The following is a 25,256-nucleotide window of genomic DNA, read 5'->3' on the forward strand; positions in this document are numbered from 1 at the left end:
AAGCAAAATTTAATGGGTGCGTACTTGTATTCTATATACTAAAAGTGAAGTAATCGCAAGCAATGGTGTAATGATTAAAAAAGGAGCTTTGTTTATTATAACTAGGGTGTATAAAGCAAAACAAACCCAATTGAAGTAACCTAGGTACTGCGTCGCTTTTTTGTTTTTTCTTAAAGAAAAGAATACCAAAAGAAGCAAAGTGGGATTGAATAATAACACATTATAGTTGTTGGCCAATTCAGGGTGCAAGGAATAAAGACTCATAAACAGGAAGAACACTCCCAAAATTCCCATTAGTGTCAAAAAAGATAACATGATCCCTCTTTTTTTCCAAAGTGCTACGACCAATAAAAAACCGATATAAGTGTACCAATTATTCCACCAAGATACGGCGGCTGTTGGTGCAATATCTACTATTTTAACAGCTGGTGCTGCTAATGATTGGTTTTGATACCGCGACTTTTTTAGACTCTCTAATAATTCAAATGGAAGAAAAACGGTGGATGCTTTTTGATCTACTTTGGTTCCAAAAATAATACTCGTACCCAATTGTTCATAAAAATGGTGGTCGAAGTAAGGGTACAGTACACTTCTATAAGTAGCCTCGGATTGATTTGTTTTTGTAATGATATTTTTTCCAAGCGCTTCGTTTACTACATCCACTACCATAGTGGTGCAATTTCTATCAATAAATTTATAGGTATAAAACCGTTGCTCTGATTGTAAGGTTGTGTTGAGGTTTTCAAAAATACGTTGCTTAACGGGAGTACTGATTTGTAATTTTTGTTCATAAACACTACGTCCCTCGTATTGGTATCGATTGATGAAATCTGAATAGGAGTCGGCTACTACAAAATATTTTAAATCGCCTTTGGCAAATTTGGCCACAAAATTAGGAGTCGAAAAATCAAAAGCGCCATAATTGTACACTACATCTATGAATTGTTCAGGATCACTAATTCGAATCGCGGTATGACCAAATAAGGAATAGGATTCATTTCCAGTGGCACAGGTCAAAATACTAATGTTAGCTTTAGGAGAAAGAGGTAAGGGTTGTGCCGAAGTCCATGATCCCCAAAAGAGAAGGATGATTACTATGATTTTATGTAGAGCAGTAGCGGCTGATGTAGTCCAATTCATAAAAAAAATAAGATTAGTATGCGGTGTAAAAATAGTGCATTCTGATGAGTTGTTGGTATTCGCAAAGAAAAATATATTTAAGTTATAGCTCCGTATTGTACCGTAAAGAGGGGGAATTGTTTTATTGTTTAATCGTTTTAAACTTTGCTTTCCTTGTGTAAACCTTTGTTTTCCTTGTGGTAACTATTTTTACCACAAAGCAACACAAAGCAACACAAAGAAGGCACGAAGCAACACGAAGACAAAACACTTGATCCATAACTTGATAACAGAAAACTGATAACAGAAAACCGAATAACTGATATTACCTTCTAAATTGTCCCAAATCAACTTTTACCGAAAAAATATTTGAGTACAAAGCCACGCCAGTACTGCCTAAATTGGTTAAAGCATAATCTATTTGAATGCCTTTGTATTGAAATCCGAGTCCAATATTAGGTTGAAAATCGGTTTTGGTGCTAGTGTCTAATTGGGTGACTTTTTGAAAATTTCCGACTCCTGCTCTTAAAAAAACTAGGTCGGTGTAGCCCAATTCAAAACCAAAGGCGGGATCAATACTTATAAAATCAGTAGCAACAATATCATTGGTTTTGGCAAAACGCATGTTGAGGTTCGCAGCAGCCAAAAGGCTGTAGTCGTAATGAAAAATAAATTTTTTTGCCAGACCCAGTTGAGCTTTTGGTGCCGTGATTTCGGTGCTTTCTGGTAAATCTTGGTTTTCTCCGGGTATGGCATTGGCAATGGATTGGTATTTTTCTTCGTCAATATTCCACACATTGTAGGTGGTCGTGATGTCGCGAATCAGCAAGCCGAACTGCCAATTGTTGCGTTCAAATTGCAAGCCAACATCAAAACCAAAGCCCCATGAATTGGCAAAGTCACCTATAATACGGCGGACCACTTTGGCGTTGATGCCGTATTGGAAGCCTTGCACAGGCAATTGTCTTGCATAGGAAAAGGTAAACCCATAATCGGCAGTCGAAAATAACGAGATCCGATTATAGTCGATGTTTCCTTGATTATCGATTAATTCGGTGGTGTTCAAGATATCGTCGACCCCAAAACGAATGAGCGAAATGCCCCAGGCGCTTTCCTCGTCAATGGGAGCTGCGTAAGCCAAATAGTCATATTGAGCGATGTTGGCAAAATAATTCGCATGCATAGCGGCAGCTTGATGATCCTTGAGATGTATCAAACCTGCAGGGTTCCAATAGCCCGAATTGACATCAGCGGTGCTAGCCACGGCAGTATTGGACCTTCCCAAGGCGGCGGCATCCACCCCAATATTGAGAAATTCATTCGAATACTTTCGAACCGATTGTGCAGCACAGGACAAGGTGAGGAGTACCAAAAAAAAGGGAACGATCTTTTTCAAAAGTAAAATAGGACTAGTTGGGTGAATATTTTCTTCAAAAATAGAATTTTTTAGGGAGCTTATGCTTCACTTCATGGAGAATTCTGTTTTCTTTGCGAGTTGAAGCCGAAACTCTGCCGAAAAACGTATTTCTTTTTCAGTTATTATCTTACTTTTGCGTCTACATAATTTAATCTGAATCCCAATGACTATTAAGAAACACATTCCCAATATCATTACATTATTGAATTTATTCTGTGGATGTATCGCCTTGACTTTTGTAGTACAGCAAGAAGCTGAAATGGCTTTTTATTTTGTGTGTTTGGGGATATTTTTGGATTTTTTTGATGGTTTTTTTGCGCGACTTTTTAAAGTCTCCAGTCCTTTGGGTTTACAATTAGATTCATTGGCCGATATGGTTACCAGTGGTGTCGTGCCTGGATTAACTTTATTCTATATGATGCTCAATGCTTTCGGTTTGCAGCTGAGTGATCCTTTTACTGTGGAGTATGCCTTGGCCTTTTTAGGCTTTTTGGTCACTTTGGGTTCCTGCTACCGATTGGCTAATTTTAATATTGATACCCGACAAACTGACTCTTTTATTGGTTTGCCGACGCCTGCTAACGCTTTGTTTATTTTGAGTCTGCCACTTGTGATCCAACATGTTGATTCGTTTATGCTATTTGAAATTCTATCCAATTATTGGGTACTATTGGCCATAGCTATTGGAAGTGCTTATATTTTGAATGCCGAAATTCCTTTGTTTTCTTTGAAAGTTAAAAAAATGTCGTTCAAAGAAAATAAATTGACTTTTTTCTTTCTTGTCGTTTCTCTTTTATTGTTGGTTGGCCTTCAATTTTTGGGTCTCCCATTAGTGATTCTTTTCTATGTATTGCTTTCAATTGTAACTAATAAATGGCAGAAGCCATAGTTTGTTGCGCATGAGAAAAACTACGAAAAGATATACCAAACGTTCTTCTAGTAAAAAAGTGAATAATGGAATGGTTTTGCTTAAAAAAGGCTTGTGGGCTGGAGTAGTGCTCCTTTTTTTGTTTTTAATAGGGTATCATTATCGCACCGCTTTTGCTTATTATTTGGGTTTTAAATCAGACAAGATAAGTAAAACCGATGTTTTTTCGGAAGCCAGAAATTTGCGAGTACTCGAAAAACATGAAGGCAAAACCGTTGGAATAGATGTTTCTGAATATCAAGGAAAAATCAGTTGGTCCTATGTTGATACAATTGAGAATCAATACCCTTTGCATTTTGTTTTTATCCGAGCTACTGCGGGCAATAATACTGTTGATCGTCAATTTAAGCGCAATTGGGAAGGCGCTAAAAAGAACAAAATGATTCGTGGCGCTTATCATTATTATCGTCCGAATGAGAATTCTTTAGAGCAAGCAGCGTTGTTCATCAAGACCGTTCATTTACAAACGGGAGATTTACCTCCTGTATTGGATATTGAAAAGTTACCCAAAAATCAATCCATGTCCAATCTCAAAAAAGGACTGCGGAGATGGTTGCAAGCCATCGAAAATTATTATAAAGTGAAACCTATTATTTACACGGGGGAAAAATATTATGATGATTTTTTGAAAGAAGAATTCAGTGATTACCTCTTTTGGATTGCCAATTATAATTTTTATCGAGAAGAAATTCAAAACGATTGGCTTTTTTGGCAATTTACCGAAAAGGCAGCAGTTCCTGGCATAAAGGGAAATGTCGATGTGAATATTTACAACGGCGATTTACAACAGTTGCAATTTATTACTGTTGAGTAGTTTGGCAGAGCGGTGAGTTTGTTATGGACTCATTTAGTGGGTTAAATTGTTTAATCGTTTAATTGAAAGATTGTGGTCTTTTTTTCAAACTTCTATGGTCTTATTTGCCTCAAATGATTTAAACACTTTCGACTTCAACCCAAAACTTAAATGGCTTACATGTTTCAATAGTTTTCATTTTTGAGGGTAATTGTTTAATCGTTTAATTGAAAGATTGTGGTCTTTTTTTTCAAACTTCTATGGTCTTATTTGCCTCAAATGATTTAAACACTTTCGACTTCAACCCAAAACTTAAATGGCTTACATGTTTCAATAGTTTTCATTTTTGAGGGTAATTGTTTAATCGTTTAATTTAAAGATTGTGGTCTTTTTTTTCAAACTTCTATGGTCTTATTTGCCTCAAATGATTTAAACACTTTCCACTTCAATCTAAAATTTTAATGGCTTACATGTTTCAATAGTTTTCATTTTTGAGGGTAAATATTTTTTCATAAAAAATGTAAATATCACTAAATCTGGGTATTGTGATTTTTATTTCCTCTTTTTATTTTTATTTCAATACTACTTGTTTCTTTTTTAGCAGTAGTTGAAGTCTAACTTAATTAAGGATTCCTTTGAAAATAAAATTTTTTTTGCCAGTTTTTATCACTTTTTTGCTCAGCTTTTGCACTGTATTTGGCCAACAAGGAAAAGTTGATCCTACCTTTAACACGTATGATGATGGCCTTTTGGGTGATGGTTTCGATGCTACTGTTAGAGCCTTAGCGGTTCAACCTGATGGGAAATTGATTGTAGGTGGAGAATTTCTAAATTTTAATGGTGTGGCTACCCCTTATTTGTGTCGATTGTTGCCTGATGGATCCAAAGATGTTTCTTTTGCTTTAGGGTCAGGATTTAACAACAAAGTTTATGCTTGTTTGCTTCAGCCCGATGGAAAGATCCTCGTTGCTGGTTCTTTTACTACTTTTAATGGTGTCGCTGTTGGTCGAGTAGTTCGGTTACTTCCTGATGGTACTCGAGATGCGTCATTTATTGCAACGCCTGGTGCTTCGAATAATATCATTTACGATATTGCATTACAATCCGATGGTAGTATTTTTTTGGTAGGAAGTTTTACGAGTTTTAATGGCAGTAGTGCTAACAGAATAGTAAAAATTTTGAGCAACGGAGCTGTTGACACTAGCTTTAATGTTGGTGTAGGGACTTCTAAACTGATACAAAAAATTGAACTTCAATCGGATGGTAAAATTATTATTGGCGGAGATTTTGATGCATTTCAAGGTGTTTCTATAGGTAAAATTGCTCGATTAAACCTTGATGGAAGTTTGGATGCAAGTTTTAAAACGGGAGTTGGTTTTGACGCTAGTGTTCGTGCCATAGCTCTTCAAGCAGATGGTAAAATTATTTTGGGTGGTTCTTTTACCACCTATAACGGCAATCTAGCGAGTCGAGTTTTGCGCCTACATTCTGATGGAACTGTTGATACTTCTTTTGTTTCTGGTTCAGGTTTTAGTTCGGGGGCAGTTGAGACAATTTGTGTCACTTCGAGTGGAGCGATTATGATGGGAGGTTCGTTTTCTGGTACTTATGGCGGAGTAGCAGTCAATAGAGTGCAACTTTTTCATCCCGATGGGACGATCAATACTACTTTTGATATAGGTGAAGGACCCGCTTCTGCGAGTGTTTTTACTTTAGAAAATTTCATGGATAGCTCTTGGTATGTTGGAGGTTCTTTCTCCATTTTTGATGATCAAAATCAAGGAAGGTTGGCCAAAATTGATTCCCAAGGAGCCTTAGATATTGGGTATCTCACTTCGGGAGTGGGCTTGAATAACAGCGTTTCAAAGCTACTTCCGTTATCCGATAAAAGTATAATTGTTGTTGGGGATTTCACTCAATTTAATAGTCAAGTGGCTCCTAGAATCGTTAAACTCAACGAGGCAGGTGAAATGGATGTTGCCTTTACTACTTCAGGGCAAGGCGCTAATGCTACTATTCGTAATGTGGCGTTGCAGCCTGATGGGAAAGTAATTATTGTCGGGAATTTCACTTCTTATAAAGGGACTTCGGTCAATAGAATCGCTCGTTTATTATCCGATGGTAGTTTAGATACTTCGTTCAATATTGGATCAGGTTGCAATGGACAGGTGTATGGCGTAGCGGTTCAGTCGGACGGGAAAATAATTCTTGTAGGTAATTTTTCTTCCTATAATGGCATAGCCGCGATAAAAATAACACGATTATTACCCGATGGCACATTAGATCCTAGTTTTAGTACGGGTTTGGGAGCTGAAGATGGTATAGTCGAAACGGTAGTTTTGCAGTCGGATGGAAAGATACTCTTGGGAGGTCATTTTACAGTTTTTAACGGAATTCCATCTCAAAAGATTGTCCGTTTGCTTGCGGATGGGAGTGTTGATAGTACTTTCTCTATTGGGTTAGGATTTGACAAAATCGTTTATACTTTGGCTTTGCAATCTGATGGTAAAATTTTGGTTGGGGGCTCTTTTCTGACTTTTAATGGAATTTCAAGACGAAGAATCGTTCGACTGCATCCTGATGGGGGTTTAGATACTAGTTTCTTAACCGGATCAGGATTTAGTAACGGAACGGTTCGAGCTATTTTGGTGCAACCGAATGGTAAACTGCTGCTTGGAGGTACGTTTTCTGGAACATATAATGGAGTAGGTGTCAAAAGAATGGTTCGTGTTCAAGATGATGGAAGTGTAGATGGAAGCTTTTTGACCCAATTGAATGGTAGTCTGTTTGCTATGGCTTTTACAGCAGATGAAAAACTATTGATTGGAGGAACTTTTAATTCGATTTCAGGGGTGACCAAGCATCGAGTAGCTAGGCTCCTTTTATGTGTAGATAGTACGAAACGAGTTGCAGGAGCTTGGACCAATACAGCACCTACCCCAGGAAAGGAATTGCTTTTTGAAGATAATTTTACACTTGCAGAAAATATTTATGCGTGTAGTTGTACTATTGCTGCTGGGGTAACGGTTAATATTCCCTCTAATCTTGCCTTGTCTTTACGGTATCAATATGAGGGTAATGGTCTTATGGTTTTAGAAAGTGGAGCTACTTTGCATCAATTAGAGGATCAGGTTAGTAATTTGGGGGTGATAAAAATGAAAAGAAATACGACTCCCATTCGGAAAATGGATTTTACCTATTGGTCTAGTTCGGTACAAAATCAAACATTATTTGATTTGTCTCCTTTGACACTTTCAGACAAGTTTTTTTCGTTTGATGGGACAAAGGGACAATGGAAAAACGAGTTGTCCTCTGGTGTAATGACCATCGGAAGAGGCTATATTATTAGAGGCCCACAATCATTTTCTACCACACTCCCTTCGGTGTATGAAGCTGTTTTTTCAGGAATCCCGAACAATGGAGTATATAGTTTTTCTGTCTCGAGTGATCAATATAATTTGATAGGTAATCCGTATCCTTCGGCAATTGATGCGAATTTGTTTATGGCCGATGAGAACAATGCTGGTATTATTTATGGCGCTTTGTATTTCTGGACCCATAATACGGCGCTTTCAAATAATGTTTATGCTGCGGGTGATTATGCGACTTATAACCGTACAGGCGGAACGGGAACTGCAAAAGGAGCTGCTCTTTCTGGTGGCTCAATTCCATCTGGAAAAATTGCTGCAGGTCAGTCTTTTTTTGTTGGGACAGGCTTAGGAATTCCAGCGAACAGTAGTTTTCAATTTAAAAACAGTATGCGAATCATTGGTGAAAACGATCAATTTTTTAAACCGTCCAATACTAAAAAAGAGACAACTATTGCCAAACATCTCCTTTGGTTGAATTTGAGTAATAGTGGTGGAGCTTTCAAACAATTGCTAATAGGGTACCTGGCAGGTGCTACCAACGATTGGGACAATGGGTATGACGGGCCGAGTTTTGATGGTCAAGAGTTTGTAGATTTTTATAGTATCAATCAAGGAAAAAAATTAGCCATACAAGGACGAGCCTTGCCTTTTGAAATAACAGACGAAGTGCCCTTAGGCTATCGAAGTACCCTTGTAGGAGACTTCGATATTAGTATTGATAATAGAGGTGGTGCTATGTCCAGTCAAGAGATTTGGTTGGAAGATAAAAAGACGAACACTCTTCATGAATTGACCCAAGGCAAGTACACTTTTACCGCTATCAAAGGGGTGGAGAACGACCGATTTGTATTGAAATACACTAATAAAACGTTGAGTGCCGATGATAATGAAGTAGTAGACAAGTCACTAATCGTAAGTGTAAAAAACAAGAAGATCACGCTTACCTCTTCGGTAGAAGCGATAGCGCAAGTGCAAGTTTTCGATTTGTTGGGCAGAAAAGTGTACGATCAATCGAAAATCAACACACAAGAATGGAATATTTCGTCTTTGTCTTCAAGTGAGCAAACCTTGATTGTGAAAACTACTTTGGCCAATGGCGCCATCAGTAACAAGAAGATTATTTACTAAAGAAATAGCTTTTTAACTAAAAAAACCTTTCAGAGTTCAGTGCTTTGAAAGGGTGTTTGTTTTGCAATTAGATTGGTTAATTGTTTAACCGTTTAACTGTGTGCGGTTCAGTTTTTACCACTAAGAAACACTATTGAGTTTTGCGTCTTTGCGTCCTTTCGGTTAAATTTAAGACACAGATTGCACACCTTTCAAAGGGTTTAATTCTTTTAAAAGATTGTGTCCTCTGTGCCTTCTTAGTGAACTTTGCGGTTAAATTTGAGACACATATTTCACAGATGAAACGGATTTAAAAGAGTTCAATAGATTATTTTTGAACTTTGCGAACCTTGCGTAAACCTTTGCAAACTTTGCGGTTAAATTTTTTTACCACAAAGAAACATGGAGAAGTTACTAAGCTACACAAAGCAATAGTATTGAACTTTGCTGTTAAGCTTTTTCCTATATCTAAAACGAACTACTATAGGTATAGTGTACTCGATTTGCTGTTTATAGCATTGGAATTTAGAATTTCTTATTTTGGAATTTGCTTCGATGACTTATGTGGTTTAAAAACACATTTTCAGCTTCAATCTAAAACTTCGAAACTCATGAAAAGTACTGTATTTATTAAAGTTTTATCGATAACATATTTTGAGCTGATTTGATGTCAATTTAAAACAGCAACAATTTATTATGGATTTTTTTGTCTTTTTTGGTCGTTATATGTCCTATGTTATTGTTTTTTAGTGTCTTATGTTTTATTTTTTTAATTAAAACATTTGATTTCTTTTGCAGAAGACCTAACTTTAAAGCGGTATTGTTACTTGTTTTAAAAAATAATTGTATAATTTTTTTTAGATGCAGAATAAAAACATTTTATCCTTATGGTGAGAATTACTCCTAATAACGGCTCGACTTCTGTTACTATCTACAAATTTGTCTTATTGGTTTTTGGATTGCTGATGGCAACAACAAATAGTTTTGCACAAACAAATCTTTGTACAACGGAGCCAGCAGGAGAAGTTGTAGTCAATGGCAACTCTTGTACCTATGTTACTTTTAATAAATCATTTGGTGTAAATAATGGAACAGCTTATTGGCAAAACACGAACCTAAATAATTGCGGGTCTTCAACTGTAGAAGATACCTGGGGTTGGTTTACGGCTATTTCAACCCAAACCACTATTAATTATAAATCTACACAAACTGGCATTGACGTGGTGTTGCATTTGTTCGATCATTGTGATCCCAATATGAACTCCATAGCTTGTTCGGATAATACACAAGGGGCAGGCTTGGAGCAAATTACCTATACTACTCTTCCGGGTCAGATATATCATTTTAGAATACAATTATACGGCAATGGTGGCGCTTTTCCAGGAGAAGTATGTGTGTACAGCAATGTACCTTTACCTTTAACACTAAATACCAATGATGCCACGGCAATATCGTCAAGTGGAGCAACCTTAAATGGAGAAGCGAATCCAAATGGTACCAATGCTACCTTTTCTTTTGAATACGGCACTACCACTGCTTATGGTCAAACGATAGCAGGAAATCCAGCTAGTAATAATGACAACGTAACGCTACCAATTTTAGCAGACATTACAGGACTACAACCTAATACAACCTACCATTTTCGCTTGAAAGCTACCAATTCATCAGGAGATACTTTTGGAGCAGATAAAACATTTACTACCCCAATCCAGTCATTTACTTCGATAGAAGAGGCAAGTACTGTGACTACAGCAGGATTGTATCCATTTAATATCAACGGTACTACATTTAGTCCGTATGTTGATGCCAATGGTTGGGTGTTGGTGGCTAATGATGTAGGAGCACCCGTTTCTCAAAGTTTACAAGAAGTAACTACATTAGATGCTACGGTTAGAGGTCTTTTGACTCCTACTATATTATCTAATTTAGGGAACTTCAATACCCTAAACCTAAGATCCAGTGATGGAGTATTGGATGTCTTCAGTAATAATGCAACACTTATTTCAAGAGTTAAACAATCGCAAACGCTTCATCAGGGTGTAAATGATAATGCTATTAATGATTCTTGGGTAGGAGCTTCTGCTTCAAATTTAAAAGATGATGCCGCTTGTATAACAGTAATCGGAACAGCCTTGAAGGAAAATATAATTCACACCTGTGGTAGTTCTATTGGAACTAACTGGTTTCCAATTCAAGGGGTCCGAAGAATTAGTGATGGTAGTGGTAATGTAGCCAGTACCATAAGTTTTGGATTATGGGTAAAGCAGACTCCTCCTCCGGTTATCAATGCTTTGTCTAATTTGACAGGTTGTATAGGATCAAATTTAACGATCAATGGAACTGGTTTATCCAGTTTTCCATCCGTTACTATTGGAGGCACACCTGTTACTATAGTCAGTACAACAGACACTGCTGTCACTGTTAGGATTGCTGTTGGAGCTTCTGGAATTGTTCAAGTTACTACATTAGGCGGTGTCACTACCGCTACGGACAATTTCACAATCACGTTTGATGCAAATGAGCCTTTAGGTACAGGCTGTAATCCTTTCACTGCAATAAGCCAAGCTAGTGCGATAACATCAGATGGATTATACACCTTCAATATCAATGGAACGCTGTTTGAAACAAAGGCAGAAGGAGGCTATTTGTTAATAGCTAATGATGTAGGAGTACCAGTGAATCAGAATTTAGCTGAAGTTCAAACGCTGGATAGCAATGTACGAGGTATTCTCCTTCCTTCTATATTGTCTGAATTGCGTTTTCTTAGTTCCATTAAAATTAAATCCAGTGATGGACTATTGGATGTTACGAGTAATGATCCAACCCTAAAATCAAGGATAAGGCTTGGTCAAACGCTGCATCAGGGAGTAAATGACAATGCCATAAATGAAACTTGGACAGGCGCGTCTGCAGCAAATATAAAAGATGATGCCTTTTGTACTACTTCATTCGGGACAACTTTGAAGGAAACTATCATACACACCTGCGGCAGTTCAATTGGAACTACGTGGATTCCAAGTCAGGGGGTTCGAAGAATTAGTGATGGTAGTGGTAATGTAGCCAATACGGTTAGTTTCGGTTTATGGGTGCAACTATCCATACCACCAACAATTACTTCTTTGTCTAGTTTAACTGGCTGTATAGGTTCTACGTTAACTATAAACGGGACTAATTTATCCACAACACAATCAGTTACTATTGGAGGTATTCCTGTAAATGTGGTTAGTGTAACCAATACTAGTGTGATTGTAAAAATTGGAATAGGAGCATCGGGAGCTGTTCAACTTACGTCACTGGATGGTGTGGCAACGGCTGCAGATAATTTCACTATTGTTTTTGATACTAACCAGCCTTTAGGGACTGCGTGCAATCCGTTTTCGAATACAAATCAAGTAACACCTGCTACTCCAGACGGTTTATATACCTTTAATCTTAATGGTAATTTGTTTGAAACGAAAGTTGAAGCAGGTTGGATATTAGTTCTTAATGATTCGGGAGCTATTGTATCAGGTAATTTAACTGAATTAACTAGTCTAGATGTCACTACCAAAGGTATTTTAAGTACTAGTGCTTTAGCCAATTTAGGAAATTTAGAACGAGTTAGGATAAAGTCCAGTGATGAGGTTTTGAATGTAGTCAGTACGAATGCTACTATTATTGAAAGAATTAAACTAAGTCAAACCCTACATCAAGGTCAAGCGGATAATTCGATTAACGAATCGTGGGTGGGCGCTTCAGAAACTAATATTAAAGATGATGCTAGCTGTCCAACTACCTTTGGAAATGCTCTGAAAGGAAATATCATTCACACTTGTGGAAGTTTTATTGGTACTAATTGGATTCCAAGCCAAGGAATTAGAAGAATTAGCGATAGTAGTGGTAATGTTGCCAATGCGTTAAGTTTCAGTTTATGGGTGAAACCATCACCACCACCAACAATATCAAGTATATCTAATGTAACGGGTTGTATAGGTTCTAATCTAACCATAAACGGGACTAATTTATCCACTGTTCAATCAGTTACTATTGGTGGTACTCCTGTAACTGTGGTTAGTACAACAAGTACTAATGTTATTGTAAAGATTGGAGCTGGAGCATCAGGTGCGGTTCAAGTGACAACATTAGACGGTGTGGCAACCGCTACGGACAATTTCACGATTACATTCAATACAGCTGAACCAGTGGGTACAGGTTGTAATCCTTTCACTGAAATAAAACAAGTTAGTGCTTCAACCCCAAATGGTAGCTATACCTTCAACTTAAACGGAAATCTATTTGAAACTAAAGTTGAAAAGGGCTGGGTATTAGTAGCCAATGATATCGGGGCAGCTGTTAATCAAAATCTACAAGAAGTAGCGACTTTAGATACTGCAACTAGAGGAATACTAAATACCGTTACTTTAGCCAACTTAGGAGATATCAATAGACTTAAAGTGAGAGCCAGTAATGGTTTATTAGATGTTTCAAGTGCAAGTGCTACTTTAGTATCTCGTGTTAAATTGGGGCAAACATTACATGGAGGATTAGTCGATAATAGCATAAATGATTCTTGGACAGGAGTGGCAGCATTAAATGTTACAGGAGACGCTACTTGTAACACAAATAGAGGTAGTACTTTGAAAGAAAACATATTCCATACCTGTGGTAACGTTAATGGTATTGTTTGGATACCTAGTGTTGGGGAACGAATGATTCTTTATAATGACGACAATGTGGCTAACGATGTAAGCTTTGGTTTGTGGGTAAAAAGTGAGACCTTACTCTATCCAGGAGGAGTTAGTGGAGCGAATCTTTGGTTAAAATCGAACGAAGGGGTAACTAACTCAGGGGCCAATTTAACACAATGGTTGGATCAAATAGGTATCAATACCTTTACCAAGAAAGGAACTATTGGGTACAAAAATAATTCCATTAATTTTAATCCGACTGCAAGTTTTTCTCATGATGCAAGTATAAATGTGGAACCTATCAATCGATTGGATGGAAATACAGCTATAGATATTGGTCAGGCATTTGCAGTTTATAGAAATGCTACCACAACAAGTAAGCGCGTCACTTCTCTGTTTGGTAATTCTAATGCTACAGGATCTAAGGGGATTTTTTTGAATAATTTTCGAACCTCCGAGTTTATTTACTTTGAAAATGTTGGAATGTATTCTGCTTATAAAGCATTTCCGAATAGTATTGGCTACGATCAATTTGCTATTCAGGATTTGGATTTTTCTTCTACCGTATCCCCAGGGTTTGCAGATGCATGGACTAATGGAAAAAAAACATTTTTGAACCAAGCAGGTGGTCCTCAAGTTGATTATTCAATTCTTCCCTCCGTTACCCCTTTGATTGGAGGTTTAAAAATTTTAGATGGTTATAATTTCAATGGGGAAGTAGCTGAAATTATCACCTATCCAACCGCCTTAGCTGAGTTTGATCGCAAGAAAGTAGAGAGTTACTTGGCAGTTAAGTATGGTATCACCCTCGATGAGTCAGTAAATAATTATGTTAGTTCTAGTGGTTCTTCAATTTGGGAATATCGAACCTATTGGCACGATGTTTTTGGAATAGGAAAAGACAGTAAAAGTGCGTTGAATCAAACCCAATCCAATAGCATCAATACAGGAAGCGGAAATGGAACTGGGCAAGATGGCAAAGGAAATATTGTATTGAGTGATCCAACTTCATTAGATGATGGCGATTTTGTAATGATAGGTAATGATAGTGGTGCTTTAACAGAACAAACTACTGATTTACCTACCAATTTGAGTGGTAAAAAACGCTTGGGTCGTGAATGGAAAGTAGCTAAAACCAATACACCAGGTACCTATAATTTAACTTTTGATACAAAAGGGTTATGTTTATCAATTGCTAGTGCTAATGATATCAAAATGGTGGTAGATGCAGATGGAGACGGTATTTTTAGTGCTGCAACTACCATTGATGCAGTATCTTATAGTAATGGTGTTGTTTATTTTTCAAATCTTGATTTGCCTAACAATGCTGTCTTTACCTTCTTGACTACACCACCTACTATTCAATTGACGTCTGCCGTGGGTACTGATGCCCAAACGCTATGTGCCAATACAGCAATGACCAACATTGTTTATACCACTACTAAGGTTACCAATGCCGTTGTTACTGGCCTACCTGCAGGAGTGAGTGCTAATTTTGCTGCAAATACGTTAACCATTAGCGGTACGCCTACAGCAGCGGGAGTTTTCAATTATACGATTCAAACCAGTAGTGCACAATGCGCAACAGTAGCCAATGTGACAGGAACGATAACTGTAACAGCACTGCCGCTCAAGCCAAGCATTACTGCTTCAGGAGCTACAAGTTTCTGTGCTCCAGGATCTGTAGTATTAAACAGTAGTGCTACTACCGGCAATCAATGGTACAAAGATGGAGTAGCGATAGGAGGAGCCACCTCCAGCACCTATACTTCCACCGATTCGGGTATTTACACGGTAATAGTGACGCAAAACAGCTGCGTTAGTGAGGTGAGCAATCAAGTAACGGTAACGGCGAATAGTGCTTCAAGTGCCCCAACGTTGAATGCTACAGGCAACACTGTTATTTGTGAAGGAGCAAGTGTTCGTTTACACACCTCTTCATTAACAGGTAATAAATGGTTTAAAAATGGCATAGAAATTCCAGGGGAAACCTCAAGTGATTATATCGCTACCACTACAGGTACTTATACCGTAGAGACCATCAATACGACAGGTTGTGTGAGTGGACTCAGTACACCGATAGTTGTAACGGTAAACCCTAACCGAATTGTGGCACCTATTACTGGCCCAGATACGGTTTGTGCCAATTCGAGTAGCACACTTTCTTGCACCACCTCAGGAGGTGTTTGGAACAGCAACAATACCGGTATCGCTAGTATTGATGGCTCAGGAGTGGTTACAGGAGTTAGTGCTGGTACGGTAACCATTACTTACAGCTTATCCAATAGCATTGGTTGTGTGACGAGTGTGACCAAAACCATTACGGTCATAGCCCAACCGATACAACCTACCATTAGCGCTTTAGGAGCGACTACTTTCTGTTCTCCGGATTCGGTAGAGTTAACCAGTAGTGCTGCAACAGGGAACCAGTGGTACAAAGATGGGGTTGCGATAACGGGTGCTACAGCTAATGTCTATACTGCCTTGGATGCAGGTTCTTATACAGTAATTAGTACGATAAATGGTTGTGCTAGTGAAGAAAGTGCCGCGGTGGTAGTCACCGTTAATATACCTCCAGTGGTAGATCCAATCATAGGTCCCGATGTGGTTTGTTCAGGTTCGACGCTTCAATTGAGTAATGGTATCCTCAAAGGGGTTTGGAGTAGCAGCAATACAGGAATCGCTACAATTGATGGTACTGGTTTAGTAACAGGCGTAAGTAGAGGTAGTGTCACCATTACTTTTACAGTGACCACTAAGTTTGGTTGCGCCTCAAGTGTCACCAAGGACATTACGGTCAATCCCCAACCGACACAACCCATCATTACCCCAGCAAGCAGTACAAGTTTCTGTGCACCAGGCTCGGTGGTATTGAATGGTAGCGCAACTACGGGCAACCAGTGGTACAAAGATGGCGTAGCGATAGTGGGAGCTACCGCTACGAGTTATACCGCTACCACTACAGGTACCTATACCGTGATCGTTACGCAAAACGGTTGTGTGAGTCCAGAGAGTAATCAAGTAGCGGTAACGGCCAATGCCACTCCGAGTATTCCAACGTTGAATGCTACAGGCAACACGATTATTTGTGAAGGCGGAAGTGTTCGTTTACACACCTCTTCGCTCACAGGCAATAAATGGTTTAAAAATGGAGTTGAGATTCCAGGGGAAACCGGTAGTGATTATATCGCGACCACCAGTGGATCATATACAGTAGAGAGCATTAATACGACAGGATGCGTTAGTGGCTTAAGCACACCAATACTGGTAACGGTAAACCCTAACCGCATAGTAGCCCCTATTACTGGTGCAGACAGGGTATGTGCCAATACAAGTAGTACCTTAAGCAGTGCTACTGCAGGTGGTGTTTGGAGTAGTAGCAATGCAGGTATTGCCACTATTGATGGATCGGGAGTGGTTACAGGAATAATTGGCGGTACAGTAACCATTACCTACAGTGTATCTAATTCAAGTGGTTGTGTGACGAGTGTAACCAAAACCATTACGGTAATCCCAGATCCAGCAATACCTGTTATAGGAACTTCAGGTCCTACTTCATTTTGTTTACCGGGTTCGGTAGTATTGAGTAGTAGCGCAACAACAGGAAATCAGTGGTATAAAGATAATTCACCAATAGTAGGCGCAACAGCGAGTGTTTATACTGCTACTGACTCAGGATCTTATACGGTAGTTAGTACCCAAAATGGCTGTTCTAGTAGTAAGAGTAGCGCTGTTGTGGTTCAGGCGAATGATGCACCTTTCTTAGACCCAATAGCTGGAGCAGACGTAGTATGCACAAGCACTACGACTTTACTGAGCAATACGATTCCTAGAGGATTGTGGAGTAGTAGTAATACAGGTATTGCTACTATTGATGGTTCAGGACTGTTAACAGGAATCAGTGCAGGTAGGGTAACGATTACTTATACCATAACCAGCCGAATATCGGGTTGTTCAAATAGTATTAGTAAAGAGATTACCGTTACTACTTTGCCTAGTAAGCCCTCGGTTACTACAGCTAGCAGTACAAGCTTCTGTGCCCCAGGCTCGGTGGTACTTAGAAGTAGTGCTACAACGGGCAACCAATGGTACAAAGACGGCGTGGCAATAGTAGGAGCCACCGCGAGCAATTATACTGCCACCGATTCGGGTATTTACACGGTAATTGTGACGCAAAACAGCTGTGTGAGTGCAGAGAGTAACCAAGTATCGGTAACGGCCAATGCCACTCCGAGTATCCCAACGCTCAATGCTACAGGCAACACGGTTATTTGTGAAGGGGCAAGTGTTCGTTTACACACCTCTTCACTCACAGGCAATAAATGGTTTAAAAATGGTCAAGAGATAGCAGGAGTAACCGGAAGTGATTACAGTGCTACCACCAGTGGATCATATACCGTAGAGACCATCAATACGACAGGATGTGTGAGTGGCTTAAGTACGCCAATCCTGGTAACGGTAAACCCTAACCCAATTGTGGCACCTATAACAGGAGCGGACAGGGTATGTGCCAATACGAGTACTACCTTAAGCAGTGCTACTGCAGGTGGTGTTTGGAGCAGCAGCAACACAGGTATCGCGACAATTGATGGGTCGGGAGAGGTTACAGGAATAATTGGCGGTACGGTAACCATTAGTTATAGCGTTACCAATTCAAGTGGTTGTGTGACGAGTGTAACCAAAACCATTACGGTAACCCCAGATCCAGTAACACCTGTTATAGGAACTTCAGGTCCTACTATATTTTGTTTACCGGGTTCGGTGGTATTGAGTAGTAGTGCAACCACAGGAAATCAGTGGTATAAAGATAATTCACCAATAGTAGGTGCAACAGCCAGTGTTTATACTGCTACTACCTCAGGATCCTATAGGGTAGTTAGTACCCAAAATGGATGTTCGAGTGTTGAGAGTAGCGCTGTTGTGGTTCAGGCAAATCCTGTACCTGCGCTAGACCCAATAACAGGAGCCGCTGTTGTATGTACAAGCACTACGACTTTGCTTAGCAATACGATTCCTGGAGGAGTGTGGAGTAGTAGTAATACTGGTATTGCTACTATTGATGGTTCAGGATTGTTAACAGGAATCAGTGCAGGTAGGGTAACGATAACTTATACCTTTACCGACCGATTATCAGGTTGTTCAAATAGTGTTAGCAAAGAGATTACGGTTACTACTTTACCTAGTAAGCCCTCGGTTACTACAGCTAGCAGTACAAGCTTCTGTGCCCCAGGCTCGGTGGTACTGAGAAGCAGCGCTACAACGGGCAACCAATGGTACAAAGATGGTACCCCAATAGTGGGAGCTACAGCCAGCAACTATACCGCCACCGATTCGGGTATTTACACGGTAATTGTGACGCAAAACAGCTGTGTGAGTCCAGAGAGTGACCAAGTAACGATATCAGCTAATGCCACCCCAAGCGTTCCTACATTGAATGCTACTGGCAATACTGTTATTTGTGAAGGCGGAAGTCTTCGTTTACATACGTCGTCTTTAACAGGTAATAAATGGTTTAAAAATGGCATAGAAATTCCAGGGGAAACGGGCAGTGATTATATCGTTACCACCAGTGGATCCTATACGGTAGAGACTAGCAATTCGACGGGTTGCGTGAGTGGCACAAGCACACCGGTACTAGTAACTGTTGATCCGAACCGCATAGTAGCCCCTATAACAGGCCCAGACACGGTTTGTGCCACTTCGAGCATCACGCTTTCTAGCACCACCTCAGGAGGAGTTTGGAGCAGTAGCAATGCAGGTATTGCTACTATTGATGGATCGGGAGTGGTTACAGGAAAATTTGGAGGTACAGTAACTATTAGGTATAGCGTGACCAATTCAAGTGGTTGTGTGACGAGTGTGAGCAAAATCATTACGGTAACCCCAGAGCCAGTAACACCTATTATAGGAACTTCAGGTTCTACTTCATTTTGTTTACCGGGTTCGGTAGTATTGAGTAGTAGCGCAACCACAGGAAATCAGTGGTACAAAGACGGCAGTGCAATAACGGGTGCTACCGCTGGAGTTTATACTGCTACTGACTCAGGATCCTATACGGTAATTAGCACCCAAAATGGTTGTTCGAGTAGTGAGAGTAACGCTGTTGTGGTTCGGGCGAATGGTGCACCTTTCTTAGACCCAATAACAGGAGCAGACGTAGTTTGTACAAGCACTACGACTTTGCTAAGCACTACGATTCCTAGAGGAGTGTGGAGTAGTAGTAATACAGGTATTGCTACTATTGATGGTTCAGGATTGGTAACAGGAATCAGTGCAGGTAGGGTAACGATTACTTATACCTTTACCAGCCGATTATCGGGTTGTTCAAGCAGTGTTAGCAAAGAGGTTACCGTTACTACTTTACCTAGTAAGCCCTCGGTTACTGCAGCTAGTAGTACCAGTTTCTGTGCTCCAGGCTCTGTAGTTTTAACCAGCAGCGCTAGTTCAGGTAACCAGTGGTACAAAAATGGGGCAGTAATAACCGGAGCAACAACAAGTAGTTATACTGCTACAGCGACAGGAGTGTACACGGTAATTGTGACGCAAAACAGCTGTGTGAGTGCAGAGAGTGATCAAGTAACGGTTACGGCCAATGCCACTCCGAGTATCCCAACACTCAATGCTACAGGCAACACGATTATTTGTGAAGGAGCAAGTGTTCGTTTACACACCTCTTCACTCACAGGCAATAAATGGTTTAAAGATGGAATAGAGATTCCAGGAGAAACGGGTAGTGATTATATCGCTACCGAAACGGGTACTTATACGGTAGAAACTAGTAATACGACAGGTTGTGTTAGTGGCACAAGCGCACCAATCCTGGTAACGGTAAACCCCAACCGAATTGTAGCGCCTATAACAGGAGCGGACAGGGTATGTGCCAATACGAGTAGTACCTTAAGCAGTGCTACTGCAGGAGGTGTTTGGAGCAGCAGCAATACAGGTATCGCGACTATTGATGGCTCTGGAGAGGTTACAGGAATAATTGGCGGTACGGTAACCATTACCTACAGCGTTACCAATTCAAGTGGTTGTGTGACGAGTGTAACCAAAATCATTACGGTAACCCCAGATCCAGCAACCCCTGTTATAGGAACTTCAGGTCCTACTTCATTTTGTTTACCGGGTTCGGTGGTATTGAGTAGTAGTGTAAGCACAGGAAATCAGTGGTATAAAGATAATTCACCAATAGTAGGGGCAACAGCAAGTGTTTATACTGCTACTGACTCAGGATCTTATACGGTAGTTAGTACTCAAAATGGTTGTTCGAGTACTGAGAGTAATGCTGTTGTGGTTCGGGCGAATGGTGCACCTTTCTTAGACCCAATAACTGGAGCAGACGCAGTATGTACAAGCACTACGACTTTGCTGAGCAATACGATTCCTAGAGGAGTGTGGAGTAGTAGTAATACAGGTATTGCTACTATTGATGGTTCAGGACTTTTGACAGGAATCAGTGCAGGTAGGGTAACGATTACTTATACCTTTACCAGTCGATTATCGGGTTGTTCAAGCAGTGTTAGCAAAGAGATTACCGTTATTACTTTACCTAGTAAGCCCTCGGTTACTACAGCTAGCAGTACAAGCTTCTGTGCCCCAGGCTCGGTGGTACTGAGAAGCAGTGCTACAACGGGCAACCAGTGGTACAAAGATGGAGTAGCCATAACCGGAGCAACAACAAGCAGTTATACTGCTACAGCGACAGGAGTGTACACGGTAATTGTGACGCAAAACAGCTGTGTGAGTGCAGAGAGTAATCAAGTATCGGTAACAGCCAATGCGACTCCGAGTATTCCAACGTTGAATGCTACAGGCAACACGATTATTTGTGAAGGGGCAAGTGTTCGTTTACACACCTCTTCACTCACAGGCAATAAATGGTTTAAAAACGGAATAGAAATTCCAGGGGAAACCGGTAGTGATTATATCGCTACCACCAGTGGATCATACACTGTTGAAACAATCAATACAACAGGATGTGTGAGCGGTATAAGCGTACCAATACTGGTAACGGTAAACCCTAACCGCATAGTAGCGCCTATAACAGGTTCAGACAGGGTTTGTGCCAATTCGAGTAGCACGCTTTCTAGCACCACCTCAGGAGGAGTTTGGAGCAGCAGCAATACAGGCATCGCAAGTATTGATGGCTCGGGAGTGGTAACAGGAGTGAGCGCTGGTGCAGTCACCATTACCTATAGCGCAAGCAATACAAGTGGTTGCGTGACGAGTGTAACCAAAACCATTACAGTTATAGCCCAGCCGATACAACCTACCATTAGCGCTTCAGGAGTGACTACTTTCTGTTCTCCAGCAACGGTGACCCTAAGCAGTAGTGCTACAACGGGCAACCAGTGGTACAAAGACGGTATCGCAATAACGGGAGCTACCTCTAGGGTTTATACTGCAGCTGATGCAGGTTCTTATACAGTAATTAGTACTGTAAATGGTTGTGCTAGTGAAGAGAGTGCTGCGGTGGTAGTTACCGTTAGTATGCCTCCAGTGGTAGACCCAATAGTAGGTGCAGCCGTGGTTTGTGCAGGTTCTACTATCCAAATGAGTAATTCTATTCTCAAAGGTGTTTGGAGTAGTAGCAATACAGGCATCGCCAGTATAGATGGTACAGGACTTTTAACGGGAGTAAGTGCAGGTACAGCCACTATAACCTTTACCGTAACCACTAAATTTGGTTGTTCAAGCAGTGTGAGTAAAACCATCACGGTAACAGCATTACCGCTCAAACCAAGCATTACTACCTCAGGAGCTACGAGTTTCTGTTCTCCAGGCTCTGTAGTTTTGACCAGCAGCGCTAGTTCAGGCAACCAGTGGTACAAAGATGGAGTAGCCATAACCGGAGCAACAACAAGCAGTTATACTGCTACAGCGACAGGAGTGTACACAGTAATAGTGACTCAAAACAGCTGTGTGAGTGCAGAGAGTGATCAGGTAACGGTAACGGCCAATGCCACTCCGAGTATCCCAACGTTGAATGCTACAGGTAACACGGTAATTTGTGAAGGAGCAAGTGTTCGTTTACACACCTCTTCATTAACAGGCAATAAATGGTTTAAAAATGGAATAGAGATAGCAGGAGTAACCGGAAGTGATTACAGTGCTACCGAAACGGGTTCTTATACCGTAGAGAGTAGTAATTCAACGGGATGTGTAAGTGGGTTGAGCGCACCAATACTGGTAACGGTAAATCCTAACCGCATTGTAGCACCTATTACAGGAGCAGATAGGGTTTGTGCTAATTCTAGCATCACCCTTGCAAGTACTACCACAGCAGGAGTTTGGAGTAGCAGCAATACCGGCATCGCAAGTATTGATGGTTCTGGTGTGGTAACAGGAGTTAGTGCTGGTACAGTAACCATTACCTATAGCGCAAGCAATACGAGTGGCTGTATTACAAGTGTGGCCAAAACCATTACCGTAACGGCCCAACCAATACAGCCTACTATTGCCGCCTCAGGAGCCACAAGTTTCTGTTCCCCTGCAACGGTGACCCTAATCAGTAGTGCTAGTTCAGGCAACCAGTGGTACAAAGACGGCAGCGCGATAACGGGTGCTACCGCTAGAGTCTATACTGCAGCGGATGCAGGTTCCTATACAGTAATTAGTACGATAAATGGTTGTGCCAGTGAAGAAAGTTCCCCGGTGGTAGTCACCGTTAGTATGCCTCCAGTGGTAGACCCAATAACAGGTGCGGCAGTGGTGTGTGCGGGATCTAGTATTCAACTAAGCAATACTATTCTTAAAGGAGTTTGGAGTACAAGCAATACAGGTATCGCTAATGTTGATGGTACTGGTTTGGTGACTGGAGTGAGTGCTGGTACAGCCACTATTACTTTTGCCGTTACCACTAAGTTTGGCTGTGTGAGCAATGTGAGTAAAACCATCATAGTTACAGCATTACCCAACAAACCAAGCATTATCCCCTCAGGAGCTACAAGTTTCTGTGTCCCAGGTTCGGTGGTTTTAACCAGCAGCGCTACAACGGGTAATCAGTGGTACAAAGATGGTGTGGTGATAGCAGGTGCCTCCGCTAAAACATTTTCGGCAACGGAATCTGGCTCATATGCGGTTGAAGTATCTCAAAATGGATGTACAAGTGAGATGAGTGAAGAGGTATTGGTTTCAGCTAATACTAATCTAAGTATTCCGATAATACGTTCTTCAAGAAATACAACGGTTTGTGAAGGTACTAGTGTTCGTTTGTATACTTCATCTGCAACAGGTAACCAATGGTTTAAGGACGGACTAGCTATAGCAGGTGCTACGGGTAATGAGTATTTTGCTACTTCAACTGGAAGTTATATGGTAGAAACAATAAATGCAACAGGTTGTGTTAGTGGAATGAGTGCAGCAATACAAGTAGGAGTTACGCCAAATCCAGTAGTTGGAGCTATCTCTGGAGTCGATAGGGTTTGTGCCAATTCTAGTAGCACGCTTTCGAGCACCACCTTGGGAGGTGTTTGGAGCAGCAGCAATACAGGAATCGCCAGCATTGATAGTTCTGGAGTAGTCACAGGCGTGAGTGCAGGTACGGTCACAATTACCTATAGCGTAAGCAATAGCAGTGGTTGTGTGACGAGTGTAGCTAAGACCCTTACAGTAACAGCTCAACCGATACAGCCTACAGTTAGTATTTCAGGGGCTACTAGTTTTTGCGCCCCAGGGTCAGTGGTATTAAGAAGCAGTGCTGCAACAGGCAATCAGTGGTACAAAGATGCGGTGGTCATTTCGGGTGCTACTGCCAATAGCTATACCGCTACAGCTTCTGGAATTTATACAGTAGAAGTAACACAAAATGGATGTGTTAGTGTGATGAGTGATACGGTATTGATTACTGCTAATTCGTTGCCAATTGTTGGTCCAATTGTTGGTCTTAACACTTTAAATATTGGGGCAGTCTCGCAGTTGAGTAATAATACATCAGGAGGTGTTTGGAGTAGCAGTAACATTGCTGTGGCTACCATTACATCCTCTGGAATAGTAACAGGACTTTCATTAGGAGATGTGATTATTAGTTATTCAGTTACAAAAGGTACTGGTTGTACCACAACTGTTTCTAAAACAATTACCATATTAGATTTTGTTCTTGATGCTGTTGATGATGATTTTTCTTCGATACCTTTTGATGCTTCAAAGGAGCAAGTTTTGGATGTTTTAGCAAATGATAAAGAAAATAATGGAGGAATAAATCCTCAAAGTATTGTGCTTACCATTGTAGACAATGATGGTTTACAAGGAGTAACGGTGGATAGCCAAGGAAGAGTAGTCATTCCAGCAGGTTCAGCAATAGGAATCTATATTTTAACGTATTCAATTTGTGATAAACTCAATGCTAATAATTGTTCAACTGCAATAATTACAGTTGAACTAAAAGATCCTTGTGACTTTGATGACAGTTCTTCAAGTTGTGATATAGTAGTTAGAAATGCTATTTCACCTAATAATGATAGATTAAACGATGTATTAATTATTGATAAAATTGAGAGTTATCCTGAAAATAGTGTTGAAATATACAATCGTTGGGGACAATTAGTTTTTGAGGTTAGAGGTTATGATAATACTTCGAATGTATTTATGGGACGATCAGATAGTAAGACGGCAATCGGTAAGAATGAACAACTTTCACCAGGCACGTATTACTATGTCATCAAATATAAAAAAACAATTAGTGGAACTGTGAAGCAGAAAGTAGGCTATTTGTATCTTTCTTTTTAAATGTTAAGGTGACAAATACTTTCTTTCTAATAGAAAACCCTTTCTGAATAATCAATTCAGAAAGGGTTTTTATAAATTAAGGCTATTACTTTTTAGTGTAATAGTTGATTATCTTTAAAGATGGGAT

6 protein-coding genes are annotated in these 25,256 nt (G+C 40.2%); 4 read left to right on the top strand and 2 right to left on the bottom strand.

Annotation, left to right across the window (positions count from 1 at the left end):
• Window positions 1-9: 9 nt before the first annotated feature.
• Window positions 10-1,140: an Lnb N-terminal periplasmic domain-containing protein gene (locus ACSVH7_RS13020; RefSeq protein WP_438067134.1), complete on the bottom strand. Its 1,131-nt coding sequence runs from the start codon at window positions 1,138-1,140 to the stop codon at window positions 10-12.
• Between the two features lie 304 nt (window positions 1,141-1,444).
• Window positions 1,445-2,491: a PorV/PorQ family protein gene (locus ACSVH7_RS13025; RefSeq protein WP_438067135.1), complete on the bottom strand. Its 1,047-nt coding sequence runs from the start codon at window positions 2,489-2,491 to the stop codon at window positions 1,445-1,447.
• 208 nt (window positions 2,492-2,699) lie between these two features.
• On the opposite strand from ACSVH7_RS13025, the gene ACSVH7_RS13030 reads away from it, so the two are divergent.
• From ACSVH7_RS13030 to ACSVH7_RS13045, 4 genes are all read left to right on the top strand, one after another.
• A complete protein-coding gene (locus ACSVH7_RS13030; protein ID WP_438067136.1) occupies window positions 2,700-3,425 on the top strand; it encodes a CDP-alcohol phosphatidyltransferase family protein in 726 nt (241 codons plus the stop codon).
• A gap of 10 nt (window positions 3,426-3,435) precedes the next feature.
• The gene (locus ACSVH7_RS13035) at window positions 3,436-4,278 is read left to right on the top strand and encodes a glycoside hydrolase family 25 protein (protein ID WP_438067137.1); all 843 of its coding nucleotides are present in this window, start codon (window positions 3,436-3,438) and stop codon (window positions 4,276-4,278) included.
• Between the two features lie 632 nt (window positions 4,279-4,910).
• A complete protein-coding gene (locus ACSVH7_RS13040) occupies window positions 4,911-8,756 on the top strand; it encodes a T9SS sorting signal type C domain-containing protein (protein ID WP_438067138.1) in 3,846 nt (1,281 codons plus the stop codon).
• Window positions 8,757-9,622: 866 nt separating this feature from the next.
• On the top strand, window positions 9,623-25,129 hold the full coding sequence (locus ACSVH7_RS13045; RefSeq protein WP_438067139.1) for an Ig-like domain-containing protein: 15,507 nt from the start codon (window positions 9,623-9,625) through the stop codon (window positions 25,127-25,129).
• The last annotated feature ends 127 nt before the right edge of the window (window positions 25,130-25,256 follow it).

Origin of the sequence: Flavobacterium sp. TSSA_36 (assembly GCF_051547165.1) — a bacterium.
Taxonomy (GTDB): Bacteria; Bacteroidota; Bacteroidia; order Flavobacteriales; family Flavobacteriaceae; genus Flavobacterium.